Genomic DNA, 13709 nt, shown 5'->3' with positions numbered 1-13709 from the left:
CGCCCGAGCCCGGGCAAAAAAAAGCTGCGGCAATGCCGCAGCTTTTTTTGTTGCCGCAGTGAGGCTTATCGCCCCGCCGCAGGCGTCTCGACCAGGTCGTCGTCGATGTGCGGATCAGCCGGCTGCCCGCGCAGCTTGCGCACGGTGCGCCGGATCCAGTGCTCGATGTCGTCCACGTAGGTGAACACGGCCGGCACCACCAGCAGGCTCAGCACAGTCGAGGTGATCAGCCCGCCGATCACCGCCATCGCCATTGGCGAGCGGAAGCTGGAGTCCGCGGCGCCGAAGCCGACCGCGATCGGCAGCATGCCCGCGCCCATGGCGAGCGTGGTCATGATGATGGGCCGGGCGCGCTTGTGGCAGGCGTCGCGCAGCGCGTCCCAGCGGCTCATGCCGTGGTCGCGGCGCGCCACGATGGCGTACTCCACCAGCAGGATGGAGTTCTTGGTGGCAATGCCCATCAGCATGATGAGACCGATCAGCGAGGGCATCGACAGCGCCTTCTGCCCGATCAGCAGCCCCACGAACGCGCCGCCCAAGGCGAGCGGCAGCGCGCACAGGATCGTCACCGGATGCAGGAAGTCCTTGAACAGCAGCACCAGCACGATGTAGATGCACAGCACGCCGGTGAGCATCGCCAGGCCGAAGCTGGCGAACAGCTCGGTCATCACCTCGGCGTCGCCCACTTCGGTCACGCGCACACCGGCCGGCAGCTTCTGGATCGAGGGCAGCTTTTCCACCGCGGCCTTGGCGTCGCCCAGGCCCACGCCCGAAAGCTCGATCTCGAAGTTCACGTTGCGCGAGCGGTCGTAGCGGTCGATCACGGCCGGGCCGCCTTCCATGGTGAGCGAGGCCACCTGGTTCAGCATCACGGGCCCGCGCGCGCCGGGCACCGAGAGGCGTCCGAGCAGGTCGATGTCCTTGCGTGCCGAGTCTTCCAGCTTCACCACGATCGGCACCTGCCGCTGCGCGAGGTTGAGCTTGGCCAGCGCCTGGTCGTAATCGCCCAGGGTGGCCACGCGCAGCGTCTCGGCGATGGCCGAACTGGTCACGCCCAGGTCGGCGGCGCGCGCGAAGTCGGGGCGCACGGCGATCTCGGGGCGGATCAGGCTGGCGGTGGAGGTGATGTTGCCCAGGCCGGGAATGGTGCGCAGGTCTTTCTCGACTGCGCTGGCGGCGCTGGCCAGCGCCGCCGGGTCTTCGCCCGTGAGCGCCAGGATGTACTTCTCGCCCGAGCCGCCCAGGCCCACGGTGCTGCGCACGCCGGGCAGCGTTTCGAGCGCGGCGCGGATCCGGTTCTCGATCACCTGCTTGCGCGGGCGGTCGCCGCGCGGATCGAGCTTGATTGTGAGCGTGGCCTTGCGCGTTTCGGGCGTGCCGAAGTTCGCGAACGGGTCACCACCCGCGCTGCCGCCCGCCACAGTGGTGTAGACGCTCTTCACGTGGTCGATCTTCATCACGCGGTTGCGGGTTTCCTCGGCGGCGGCCGTGGTCTGCGCCAGCGTGGAGCCGGGCGCGAGCGAGAGATAGATCTGCGTCTGCGAGTTGTCGTCCGCCGGAATGAAGCCGGTCTTGAGCAGCGGGATCATCGCCAGCGAACCGAAGAAGAAGAGGGTGGCCAGCACCATCGTCTTGAAGCGGTTGTGCGTGCTCCATTCCACCGCGCGCATGTACCAGCGCAGCCAGCCCGGCTCCTTCTCAGCGCCGACGATCGGCTTCAGGATGTAGGCCGCCATCATGGGCGTGAGCACGCGCGCCACCACCAGTGACGCGAACACCGCCAGCGAGGCCGTCCAGCCGAACTGCTTGAAGAACTTGCCGGCCACGCCGCTCATGAAGGCCGTGGGCAGGAACACCGCGATCAGCGTGAAGGTGGTGGCGATCACGGCCAGGCCGATCTCGTCGGCCGCCTCCATGGCCGCCTGATAGGGTGTCTTGCCCATGCGCAGGTGGCGCACGATGTTCTCGACCTCCACGATGGCGTCGTCCACCAATATGCCGACCACCAGCGACAGCGCCAGCAGCGAGATCACGTTGACCGAGAAGCCCAGCAGGTACATGCCGATGAACGCCGGGATCACCGACATCGGCAGTGCGATGGCCGACACGAACGTGGCGCGCCAGTCGCGCAGGAACAGCCACACCACCACCACCGCCAGGATGGCCCCTTCGTAGAGCAGGTGCAGCGAGCCGTTGTATTCCTCGTCCACCGGATCGACGAAGTTGAATGCCTCGGTCAGCTCGATGTCGGACCGCTTCGCACGCAGGTCGGCCAGCGCCTTCTGCACGGCGTGGCCCACTTCCACCTCGCTGGCACCGCGGCTGCGGGCCACCTCGAAGCCCACCACGGGCTTGCCGTTGAGCAGCGCGGCCGCGCGCGGCTCGGCGATGGTGTCGCTGATGCGCGCCACCTGGTCGAGGCGGATGCGCCGTCCGTCGGTCAGCACGAGCTGCATGTCGGCCAGCTGGTCGGCCGACTGCACCGTGGCCATGGTGCGAACGGGCTGCTCGCTGCCACCCAGGTCGAAGCGGCCGCCCGCGCTCTCGGTCTGCACCTGGCGCAACTGGCGCGAGATGTCGGCCGCCGAGGCGCCCAGCGCCTGCAGCTTGCCCGGATCGAGGTCGACGTGCACCTGGCGCGCGACGCCGCCCACGCGGTTCACCGCACCTACGCCGGGCAGCGCGAGCAGCTTCTTGGTGATGTCGTTGTCGACGAACCAGCTCAGTGCCTCGTCGTCCATGGCCGAGGAGGCGATGGTGAAGGCCAGCACCGGCTGGGCCGCGAAGTCGAGCTTGGTGACGACCGGGTCGCGCACGTCGGCCGGCAGGTCGGCGCGCACGCGCTGCACCGCGGAGCGCACGTCGTCCACGGCTTCCTGTACCGGCTTCTCGAGGCGGAATTCGACGATCAGCGTGGCGGCGCCGTCCTGCACCTTGGTGGTGATGTGCTTCAGGCCCTGCACCGTGGCGATGGAGTTCTCGAGCTTGCGCGCGACGTCGGTCTCCAGCTGCGAAGGCGCGGCGCCGGGCAGCGACGCCGAGACCGTCACGGTCGGCAAGTCGATGTCCGGAAAGTTCTGCACCTTCATCGCGTTGAACGACAGCAGCCCCCCGAAGGTGAGCAGCACGAACAGCATCACCGCCGGAATCGGGTTGCGTATGGACCAGGCGGAAACGTTCATGGGCGTGTCCTTTGAATTGCTTACTTGGCCGCGGCGGCGGAGGCCGCCGACCTGGCCGGCTGCGCGGAGGGCGCGGGCGCATCCACCACGCGCACCAGGTCGCCGTCGTTGAGGAAGCCCGCACCCTGCACCACCACCTGGGCGCCGTCGGGCAGCGCGCTGGTGATTTCGATGCGGTCGTTCAGGCGCCGGCCGATCTGCACCTTCATCTGCGCCACCTTGTTGTCAGGCTTGAGCAGGAAGACGTTGTTGAAGCCGTCGCGCGGCACGATGGCGCTCTGCGGCACCGTCGGCGCCGAGCTGCGGCCCAGCTCGAAGTCGCCGCGCGCGAACATGCCCGCCTTGATGCCGGTGTTCTGCTGCACGTTGGGAAGGTCGACGTACACCAGCGCCGCGCGCGTCTGCGGATCGACCGTGGGCGCAATGCTGCGCACCTTGCCGCGCACCTGCGCGCCGCTGGCGCTGACCACGAAGGCGGTGGTGCCGACCGAGATGCGGCTCAGCTCCGCCGAGGTGACCTCGGCGCGCCATTCGAGCCGGCCCTGGCGGATCAGGCGGAACAGCTCGGTGCCGGCCGCGACCACGCTGCCGACGGTGGCGGTGCGCGCCGAGATCACGCCGTCGTCGGGTGCCAGCACCTGTGTGTTGCGCCCGCGCACCTGCTGCGCGGCCAGCACCGCCTCGGCCGCCTCCACGCGCGCCTTGGCGGTCTGCTCGGTCGTCTGGTACTGGTTGATCTGCTGCTGGCTCAGCGCGCCGGTGGCCTGCAGCGTGCGGGCGCGCGCGGCATTGCCGGCGGCGTCGGCCGCGGTGGCGCGGGCTTCGGCCAGCGAGGCGCGCGACTGCGCGATGTCGGCCTGCACCGTCTCGGGCGAGAACACGGCCAGCACCTGGCCCTTCTTGACGACGTCGCCCACGTTCACGCGCACCTCGGCCAGCTTCAGGCCGTTGGACTCGGAGCCGACCACCGCCTCCTGCCAGGCGGCCACGTTGCCGTTGGCTGCGAGCGTGAGCATCAGCTCGGTGGCCTCCGGCCTGGCGACGGTGACGGTCAGCGCGGGCCTGGGCGCGGAGCCGCCGTCCTTTGCCTTGGCGGCGGACTCGGCCGCCTTGTCCGAGGGCTTGCCGCGCGCCACGAAGAAGATCGCCGCGATGACGACGACCAGCGCGAGCAGCGCGATGACGAGAGTGGAACGCTTCATTGTTTTCATGGCGACGTCGCGACCTGGGTGGCCGGGGTGGTGGTCATTGAGGACGATTCGGAAGAGGGCGCGGAGCGGCTCCAGCCGCCACCCATCGAGCGGTACAGCGCAACCCATGCCTCGGTGCGCTCGCGCTGCAGCGAGACGCGCGCCGTCTGCGCGGAGAACAGCGTGCGGCGCGAATCCTCCAGCTCGAACAGGCTCGCGAGGCCGCTGCTATAGCGGGCCTGCGTGGCGTCGAAGGAGGCCTGGTAGTTCTTCACCGCGGCGTCGGCGTCGGTGGTGCGGGCGTCGGTGGCGTCGAGGTTGACCAGCGCCTCCTCGACCTCGCGCACGGCCTGCCGCACGTTGGCGCGGTAGAGCGACACAGCCTCGGCGTAGCGCGCCTTGGCGGCGTCGGTGTTGGCCCTGCGCGCGCCGCCGTCGAGCAGCGGAACGGTCAGCGACAGCGGGCCCACGGTCCAGGTCTCGAGCGATTGGTGCACGCCGCCGACGCGATATTGCGTGCGTCCGATCGAACCCGACAGCGTGAGCTTCGGGTAGCGCTCGGCTTCGGCCGAGCCTACGTCGGCGCTGGCCGAGGCTACGCCGAGCTCGGCCGCGTACACGTCGGGCCGCTGCGAGATCGCCTCGGCCGGCACGCTGGCGATGCTGCCCACGGCTGGCAGTGCACGCTGTGCTGGCGCGGCGGCGAGCTTCTGTTCGAGCGTGGTTTCGTCGATGCCGCTGAGCGCGACCAGCGCCTTGCGCTGCACCGCGCACTGGGCGCGCTGCTGGGTGAGACGGCCCGAGGCGTCGGAGGCGCTGGCGCGGGCCAGTGCGGCATCGGCCGGTGCGGTGAAGCCGGCCTTCGCGGAGAGGTCGTTGAGCCGCGCCGTCTCCGAGCGCGAACGCGCGTCCGATTCGGATACCCGCAGCTGCTGCTGGCAGGCACGCTCGGCGAAATAGGCGTTGGCCGTCTCGGCCGCCACTGCCACGCGCGCGTCGTRCCACTTGGCGTTGGCGCTGTTCTGCTTGGCCTCGGCGGCGTCGCGGTCGGCGCGCAGGCGGCCGAACAGGTCGATCTCCCATTTCGACTGCAGGCCCGCCTGCAGCGTGGTGATCGGCGTACTCGCGGAGAGGTTGCTGCTGTTGCTGCCGCCGCCGCTGGAAGCAAAGCCCGAGGTGCCGCGGCTGGCCGAAGCCGTGCCGTCCAGGCTCGGCAGCAGCGCGGCGCCGGCCTGCACGCGCGTGGAGCGCGCCTCGGCCACGCGCGCCGCTGCGCTGGCGATGTTCGGGCTCGCCGCTTCGGCTGCGGCGATCAGCTCGACCAACAGCGGATCGTCGAGCTGGCGCCACCAGTCGGCCAGCGATGCCAGTGAGCCGCCGTGGGGCAGGGGAGCGTGCCATTGCGCAGGGAACGGCGCCTCGACCTGCGCGGGCGGGCGCGTCAGCGAACAGCCCATCAGGCCGATGCCCAGGCAGAGGGCAGCCATCAGTTTCAGTCGGAGTCTTCTCATTTCTTCAGCTTTCTCTCGGCATTCCGGCGGGCCGCCTCGGCTTCGACCAGCGCCAGCGCATAGCCCGTGAGGCGGTCGGCCCAGGTGTCGATGGCGCGCGGTGTGCGCAGCAGCGAAGGGCGAATGGCCTCGATGAAATCCTGGCTCACGTAGAGCTGCATCGACAGCCCGGTGATCGCGAAGGTCAGGCGGTGGATGTCGTCGTCGGCCCGCTCCACCTTCAGGTGGCGGCACAGCAGGTCGGCGATGGCGCGGTGCGGACCCTTGATGTCGCGCTCCAGCTCTTCGGCCCAGCGGCTCGTCGGCTCCAGCATCTCGCGCATGTGCAGCTGGATGCACTGCCGCACGATCTCGCCCTGCTTGAGCGGGTCGATCATCGACACCATGCAGATGCGCAGCGTGTCTTCGAGCGACTGGCCGGGCACGTTGCAGGCGGCGACGAGGTCGCTGGAGTCGCCGCCCATCGGTTCGCTGAAGGTGGCCGCGTACAGCCCCTCCTTGTCGCCGAAGTAGTAGCTGATGGCCGAGATGTTGACCCCGGCCTCGCGGGCGATCTCGCGCGTGGAGGTCTTGGAGAACCCCTTCTGCGCGAACAGCCGCAGCGCTGTATGGAGCAGCCGGTGGCGTGCCTCGGCGCCGTCGCTGCGCGGTGCGCGGCGCGGGGCCTGGGTGATCGGGTCTCTCGCATTCATGCCCCGCATTAAACCATGCATGAAATCAAACGATTGATTTACTTAAGGGCTGCTGAAGGCTTTTGTCTGCAACTTCGATTCTGGGCATTTCCCCGCGGACTTTGATGCCGGATTTGTTGCCGATTGATGCGCGCTACGATCCCGCCATGCCTGTCGCTCCCACCGCACCGCCCACACTGCCCCTCGACGCCGAGGGCATCCTCGCGCTGGCCGCGCGCTCGATGTTTCATTTGTTTTCAAGCATCAGCCAGGGCATGTTCCTGGTGGACAGCAGCGGGCGCATCGTGTGGGTGAACGAGGGCTACCGGCGCTTCCTGCCGGCGCTGGGCTTTTCGTCCATCGACCAGTTCCTGGGGCACATGGTGGAAGACGTGATTCCCAACACCCAGATGCGGCGCGTGCTCGAGACCGGCGAGCCGATCCTCGTGGACCTGCTGACCAACAAGGCCGGCACCTTCGTGGTCAGCCGCCTCCCGCTGCGCCAGGAGCGCGAGGGCGGGGCGGGCGAGGTGATCGGCGCCATCGGCATCGTGCTGTTCGACCAGCCCGAGACCACGCTGCAGCCGCTCATCAGCAAGTTCGCGCTGCTGCAGCGCGACTTGGACGACGCGCGGCGCGAACTCGCGAGCCAGCGCAACAACCCGCTCTACCAGCATGCGCCCGATGGCCAGCGCCGCTCCAAGTACACCTTCGCGAGCTTCATCGGCAGCAGCCCGGCGGCGGTGGAGGTGAAGCGGCATGCGCGCCGTGCGGCCCAGTCGGCCAGCCCGGTGCTGCTGCTGGGAGAAACCGGTACGGGCAAGGAACTGCTGGCGCACGCGATCCATGCCTCGTCGGCGCGGGCGAAGGGCCAGTTCGTCAGTGTCAACATCGCGGCCGTGCCGGACACGCTGCTCGAAGCCGAGTTCTTCGGTTTCGCACCCGGCGCCTTCACCGGCGCCGACCGCAAGGGGCGCGAGGGCAAGTTCAAGCTGGCCGACGGCGGCAGCCTGTTCCTCGACGAGATCGGCGACATGCCGCTCGGCCTGCAGGCCAAGCTGCTGCGTGCGCTGCAGGAGGGCGAGATCGAGCCGTTGGGCTCCAACAAGCTCGTGCCCTTCGATGCCCGCGTGATCGCGGCCACCTCGCGCGACCTGCCGGAGCTGGTGCGGCGGGGGCTGTTCCGCGAAGACCTCTACTACCGCCTCAACGTGCTGCCGCTGCGCGTGCCGCCGCTGCGCGAGCGGCGCTCGGACATTCCCGCGCTGGTCGAGGCGCTGGGCGAGGACATGGCGCTGCGCAGCGGCGAGGCGCCACCCGAACTCACGCCCGACGCGCTCGCGCTGCTCGCGGGCCAGCACTGGCGCGGCAACATCCGCGAACTGCGCAACGTGCTGGAGCAGGTGACCATGCGCAGCGACTCGCAGCGCATCGATTCCGTGCAGCTCGAACGCATCCTGCGCGAGGCTGGGCTGGAGCAGATCGAGTTGCCGGCCACCTTGCAGAGCGCGCACGATGCGGATGAAGAAGCGGCGTTGCTGCGGCCGCTGGCGCAGCAGGTGGCCGAGCTGGAGCGCAAGGCGATCGCGGCAGCGCTGGCTTCGACGGGCGGGAACAAGCTGGCGACCTCGCGGCTGCTCGGGATTTCGCGGGCGACCTTGTATGAGCGGATGACGAGTCAGGAACAGCCAACCTGAATCCGCTGTCTGCCATGCGCAGATAAGCCGCGCGGACATCGAGCGCGACACGTCCATTGGCAAGTCCTGATGCACGAATATGAGAGCCGAAGGGTTGCCGACTACGACCAGCAGGTCTACGAGGCTCCGGGCCACAAGCAGCTCTATTGGGTGGAGTCCCCGTGACCGGAGCATTGAGCCCGGTGTCAGAGCGATACTCCCGCTCCAGCCCACAACTCCGACGCCACATCCGATGAAGAAGGCCCTTGCCCGCTCCGCTGCCTGCCTTGCCCTCTGCGCCGCTGCCAGTTTGGCAAATGCCGCGCCCCAGTGTTCCGGCGAGGCCGTCGCCCGTGCCAAGAAGCTGCTGACCTTCCACTTCGGCGAGGACGACCGCATCCGCATCAGCCCCGACGTGAAAGAGCTGCCGCCGATCCGCAACCCTGCCAACAAGAAGCAGCAGTTCAAGGTGCTCGAAGTCTGGGGCAGCATCTACAAGGGCGAGTACCGCATGCGGCTCATCTACTTCGTGTCGGGTAACGACTGCACGCTGATGGGCCAGGAGATCCTGGAGTACGCGAACCTGTGAGCATCAAGGCACTGCGCTCCACCTTCGGGCCCAACTGCCATTGGTGCGGGCTGCCTATGGATTTCGAGGAGCCCGCGGGCCGGCCAGAGGCCGCCACCATCGAGCATCTCGTCGACTCGACCTTCGGCGGCATCCGTTCGTCAAAGCACCGGCGGCTCGCGCACGCAGCCTGCAATCACGCGCGCAACGAATTCCGCATGCAGGCCGAGCGTCAGTTCAAGCAATGGATCGCGCAGCGCCAAGCCTCCGCGAAAACCCTGAACAATAAAAAGACAGATGTCTGAAAAAAAGACATCGCCAGTGTTCTGAATTCAGTCGAATGGCGCTCTTCTCGAATAAAGAAGCGTTTGTTATCAATGGCTTAGAGAATGGCACGAACTGTGCAATATTCAGTCACCATTATCAGGAGACAAAGAATGAACCGTCGCCACCTCGTCGCCCTGGCCGCACTCGCCACCTGCGCAGCCGCCGCACCCGCCTGGGCCCAGTCCAACGAAATCCGCATCGCCCACATCTACAGCAAGACGGGCGCACTGGAGGCCTACGGCAAGCAGACCCAGACCGGCTTCATGATGGGCCTGGACTACGCCACCGGCGGCACGATGATGGTCAACGGCAAGAAGCTCGTGGTCATCGAGAAGGACGACCAGGGCAAGCCCGATCTCGGCAAGTCGCTGCTGGCGGCCGCCTATTCCGACGACAAGGCCGCGCTGGCCGTCGGCCCGACCTCGTCGGGCGTGGCGCTCGCGATGCTGCCCGTGGCCGAGGAATACAAGAAGATCCTGCTGGTCGAGCCTGCGGTGGCCGACTCGATCACCGGCGACAAGTGGAACAAGTACATCTTCCGCACCGGCCGTAATTCGAGCCAGGATGCGATCTCCAACGCGGTGGCCGTCGACAAGCCGGGCGTCACCGTCGCCACGCTGGCGCAGGACAACGCCTTCGGCCGCGACGGCGTGAAGGCCTTCGGCGCAGCGCTCAAGAAGGCCAAGCTGGTCCATGAGGAGTACCTGCCGCCCACCACCACCGACTTCACGGCCGGCGCGCAGCGCCTGATCGACAAGCTCAAGGACCAGCCGGGCCGCAAGGTCATCTGGATCGTCTGGGCCGGCGCGGGCAACCCGTTCAAGATCGTCGACCTCGACCTGAAGCGCTACGGCATCGAGATCGCCACCGGCGGCAACATCCTGCCCGCGATGGCGGCCTACAAGGCGCTGCCGGGCATGGAAGGCGCGGCGTACTACTACTTCGGCATCCCGAAGAACCCGGTGAACGAGGCGATGGTGTCGGCGCACTACAAGCAGTTCAAGACGCCGCCGGACTTCTTCACGGCCGGCGGCTTCTCGGCCGCGATGGCGGTGGTCACGGCGCTGAAGAAGACCAACGGCGACACCAACACCAACAAGCTCATCAGCACCATGGAAGGCATGAGCTTCGACACGCCTAAGGGCAAGATGACCTTCCGCAAGGAAGACCACCAGGCGATGCAGTCGATGTACCACTTCAAGATCAAGGTCGACCCGGCGTTTGCCTGGGGTGTGCCGGAGCTGGTGCACGAGATCAAGCCTGAAGAGATGGACATCCCGATCAAGAACAAAAGGTAAGGGCTCGCGCCCAGGCTGCGCGCACTTCGTGTCGCTGCGCCTACCCCCTACCGGGGGCAACACCAGCGGCCCGGCAAGCCGGTTCCGCGGTGTTCCTTGAGTGTTCTCCATTTCGCCCCGGATGGCCGCCGGGCGAAGCGCCAGCCTGCGTCTGCGCAGCCAGCCTGATCCACGGCCGATTCGTCAGCAAGCAAGCGTTCGATACCCACAACACAAGGAGACAGCGATGCGATCGATGAACTGGAAGGGATTCGCCGCGGCCGCGGCAATGGCGGTGGCGGCGCATGCCGCCACGGCGGCTGTGCCGCTGCCGGCGCTCGGCGCCAACCCGGCGGAGGTGAGCGTGTCCGGCCTGTCGGCGGGCGGCTTCATGTCGGTGCAACTGCATGTGGCCTATTCGGCCACCTTCAAGCGCGGCGCCGGCGTGGTGGCGGGCGGGCCGTTCTATTGCGCCGAAGGCTCGGTGACCAACGCCACCGGGCGCTGCATGACGCACAGCACCAGCATCCCGGTGTCGTCGCTCGTGAGCACCACCAATAGCTGGGCCGCCAGCGGCGCGATCGACCCGGTGTCGAACCTCAGCGGCTCCAAGGTGTACCTGTTCTCGGGCACATCGGACAACACCGTCAAGCAGGCGGTCATGGACGACCTGAAGACCTACTACCAGAGCTTCGTGCCCACCGCCAACACGGTCTACAAGAACAACATCGGCGCGGGCCACGCGATGGTCACCGACGACTACGGCGGCGCCTGCAGCACCACCGCTGCACCCTACATCAACAACTGCGGCTTCGACCTCGCGGGCGAGATCCTCACGCAGCTCTACGGGCCGCTGAACCCACGCAACAACGGCACGCTGGGCGGCACCTTCACCGAGTTCAACCAGTCGGAGTTCATCACCGGCCACGGGATGGCCACCACCGGCTGGATCTACGTGCCGCAGGCCTGCACCACCACCTCGTGCCGCGTGCACCTGGTGTTGCACGGCTGCAAGCAGAACTACACCGACGTGGGCGACCAGTACGTGCGCAAGACCGGCTACAACCGCTGGGCCGACACCAACAACATCGTGCTGATCTACCCGCAGACGAGCACGGCCGCCACCAACAGCTGCTGGGACTGGTGGGGCTACGACAGCGTCAACTATTCCAAGAAATCCGGACCGCAGATGGCGGCGATGAAGGCCATGATCGACCGCGTCACCGGCTCGGCGGGCGGCAGCGGCCTGCCCGCGCCTACCGGCGTGGGCACCTCGGGCGCGACCAGCAGCAGCATGGTGATCGGCTGGGCTGGCGTCACGGGCGCCAGCGGCTACAACGTGTACCGCGGCGGCAGCAAGGTCAACGCCTCTCCCGTCGCCGCCACCAGCTACACCGACACCGGCCTGGCCGCATCGACCACGTACAGCTGGACGGTGGCCGCGCTGGACGCGAGCAACGTCGAAGGCGCCATGTCGGCCGCAGCCACGGGCGCCACCACCGCGGGCTCCGGCGGCGGCGAAACGTGCTACACCGCGAGCAACTACACGCACACCGTGGCCGGGCGAGCCTATGCACTGTGGGGCCTTACCTATGCCTACGGCTCGGGGCAGTCGATGGGCTTGTGGAACATCTACGTCACCACCACGCTGAAGCAGACCGGCCCCAACTACTACGTGATTGGCACCTGTTGAGGTCCGTCTTCATTTCTCTTTTTAATTCGCAATGACCAACGATGCTTGAGACCCGGGACCTGACCATCCGCTTCGGTGGGCACGTGGCCGTCAACGGTGTGAGCTGCGCCTTCGCGCCGGGCACGCTGACGGCCATCGTCGGCCCCAACGGGGCGGGCAAGACCACTTACTTCAACCTTATCTCGGGCCAGCTCAAGGCGAGCGCCGGCACGGTCTCGCTCGACGGGCACTCGCTGTCGGGCCTGTCGCCGTCGGCGCGCACGCACGCGGGGCTGGGGCGGGCCTTTCAGCTCACCAACCTGTTCCCGAACCTCACGGTGCTGGAGAACGTGCGCCTCGCGGTGCAGGCCACGCGCGAGGGCGCGCACCGGCGCGGGCTCAACCTGTGGAGCATCTGGAGCGACCACAAGGCGCTGACCGAGCGCGCGGACCAGATCCTTGGAGACGTGGCGCTGAAATCGCGCGAGCACGCGACCGTGGCGAGCCTGCCGCACGGCGACCAGCGCAAGCTCGAAGTGGCGTTGCTGATGGCGCTGGAGCCGAAGGTCTTCATGTTCGACGAGCCCACGGCCGGCATGAACGCGGCCGAGGCGCCCGTCATTCTCGACCTGATCCGCAAGCTCAAGCAGGACAAGAGCAAGACCATCCTGCTGGTCGAACACAAGATGGACGTGGTGCGCGAGCTTGCCGACCGCATCATCGTGCTGCACAACGGCACGCTGGTGGCCGACGGCGAACCGGCGGAGGTGATCGCCTCGCCGGTGGTGCAGGAGGCGTACCTGGGCATCGCGAAGGAGGCTGCATGAGCGCCGAGAATCTTCTTCTGAGCCTCGAGGGCGTGCACACGCACATCGGGGCGTACCACATCCTGCACGGCGTCGATCTTGCCGTGCCGAAGGGCCAGCTCACGATGCTGCTGGGCCGCAACGGCGCGGGCAAGACGACCACGCTGCGGACCATCATGGGCCTGTGGCACGCGTCGCAGGGCAGGGTGCGCTTCGGGGACAAGGAGATCACCGCACAACACACGCCGCAGATCGCCGGCCTGGGCATTGCCTACGTGCCCGAGAACATGGGCATCTTCTCCGACCTCACGGTGAAGGAAAACATGCTGCTGGCCGCGCGCGGCGCCAAGAACGCGCAGCAGATCGACGACACGCGCCTGAAGTGGATCTTCAAGCTCTTCCCCGCGGTCGAGAAGTTCTGGAACCACCCGGCGGGCAAGCTCTCGGGTGGGCAGAAACAGATGCTGGCCGTGTCGCGCGCCATCGTGGAGCCGCGCGAGCTGCTCATCATCGACGAGCCCAGCAAGGGCCTTGCGCCCGTGATGATCAACAACATGATCGATGCCTTCGACGAGCTGAAGCGCAGCGGCGTGACCATCCTGCTGGTGGAGCAGAACATCAACTTCGCCCAGCGACTGGGCGACACCGTCGCGGTGATGGACAACGGCCGCGTGGTGCACAGCGGCTCGATGGCGGCGTTCTCCGAGGACGCGCAACTGCAGCAATCGCTGCTTGGACTGGCTCTATGAAGTATTCGATGTATTTCTCCCTCCCCCTTTGGGGGAGGGTTGGGGTGGGGGCTCGCGGCCTTCGATGCAGCGCGGCCTTG

At 67.6% G+C, this 13709-nt stretch carries 11 protein-coding genes; 7 read left to right on the top strand and 4 right to left on the bottom strand.

The genetic code is table 11. The features are described 5' to 3' along the window. Positions 1–65 precede the first annotated feature (65 nt). From AC1DFC_RS04840 to AC1DFC_RS04825, 4 genes are read right to left on the bottom strand one after another with little or no spacing between them, the layout of a single operon-like run. A complete protein-coding gene (locus AC1DFC_RS04840; protein ID WP_413335194.1) occupies positions 66–3182 on the bottom strand; it encodes an efflux RND transporter permease subunit in 3117 nt (1038 codons plus the stop codon). 20 nt (positions 3183–3202) lie between these two features. Then, positions 3203–4393, bottom strand: a complete 1191-nt coding sequence (locus AC1DFC_RS04835; RefSeq protein WP_478178732.1) for an efflux RND transporter periplasmic adaptor subunit — start codon at positions 4391–4393, stop codon at positions 3203–3205. After that, a complete protein-coding gene (locus tag AC1DFC_RS04830; RefSeq protein WP_478178731.1) occupies positions 4390–5883 on the bottom strand; it encodes an efflux transporter outer membrane subunit in 1494 nt (497 codons plus the stop codon). Before AC1DFC_RS04830 ends, AC1DFC_RS04835 begins: the two co-directional genes overlap by 4 nt. Continuing rightward, the gene (locus tag AC1DFC_RS04825; RefSeq protein ID WP_086012124.1) at positions 5880–6584 is read right to left on the bottom strand and encodes a TetR/AcrR family transcriptional regulator; all 705 of its coding nucleotides are present in this window, start codon (positions 6582–6584) and stop codon (positions 5880–5882) included. The genes AC1DFC_RS04830 and AC1DFC_RS04825 overlap by 4 nt, the downstream gene beginning before the upstream one ends. 137 nt (positions 6585–6721) lie before the next feature. On the opposite strand from AC1DFC_RS04825, the gene AC1DFC_RS04820 reads away from it, so the two are divergent. From AC1DFC_RS04820 to AC1DFC_RS04790, 7 genes are all read left to right on the top strand, one after another. Then, positions 6722–8251: a sigma-54 interaction domain-containing protein gene (locus AC1DFC_RS04820; RefSeq protein WP_042674253.1), complete on the top strand. Its 1530-nt coding sequence runs from the start codon at positions 6722–6724 to the stop codon at positions 8249–8251. Positions 8252–8483: 232 nt separating this feature from the next. Next, entirely contained in the window at positions 8484–8819 is a 336-nt protein-coding gene (locus AC1DFC_RS04815; RefSeq protein ID WP_007838001.1) for a hypothetical protein, read from the top strand. Then, positions 8816–9103 (top strand): hypothetical protein, encoded by a 288-nt coding sequence (locus tag AC1DFC_RS04810; protein ID WP_042674251.1) that lies wholly within the window; start codon positions 8816–8818, stop codon positions 9101–9103. Before AC1DFC_RS04815 ends, AC1DFC_RS04810 begins: the two co-directional genes overlap by 4 nt. 132 nt (positions 9104–9235) lie before the next feature. Continuing rightward, complete coding sequence (locus tag AC1DFC_RS04805; RefSeq protein WP_478178730.1) at positions 9236–10423, top strand: substrate-binding domain-containing protein; 1188 nt, start codon at positions 9236–9238, stop codon at positions 10421–10423. 226 nt (positions 10424–10649) lie between these two features. Next, a complete protein-coding gene (locus AC1DFC_RS04800) occupies positions 10650–12095 on the top strand; it encodes an extracellular catalytic domain type 2 short-chain-length polyhydroxyalkanoate depolymerase (protein ID WP_413335183.1) in 1446 nt (481 codons plus the stop codon). Between the two features lie 41 nt (positions 12096–12136). Next, positions 12137–12901, top strand: coding sequence for an ABC transporter ATP-binding protein (locus AC1DFC_RS04795; protein ID WP_007829834.1), 765 nt, complete (start codon positions 12137–12139; stop codon positions 12899–12901). Further along, positions 12898–13629, top strand: coding sequence for an ABC transporter ATP-binding protein (locus AC1DFC_RS04790; protein ID WP_007829832.1), 732 nt, complete (start codon positions 12898–12900; stop codon positions 13627–13629). Before AC1DFC_RS04795 ends, AC1DFC_RS04790 begins: the two co-directional genes overlap by 4 nt. Positions 13630–13709: the final 80 nt, after the last annotated feature.

The sequence above is a fragment of the Variovorax sp. 10L421 genome, from assembly GCF_056395365.1.
The sequence above is the reverse complement of the archived record's forward strand: the minus strand, read 5'-3'. Positions and strand labels throughout refer to the sequence as shown.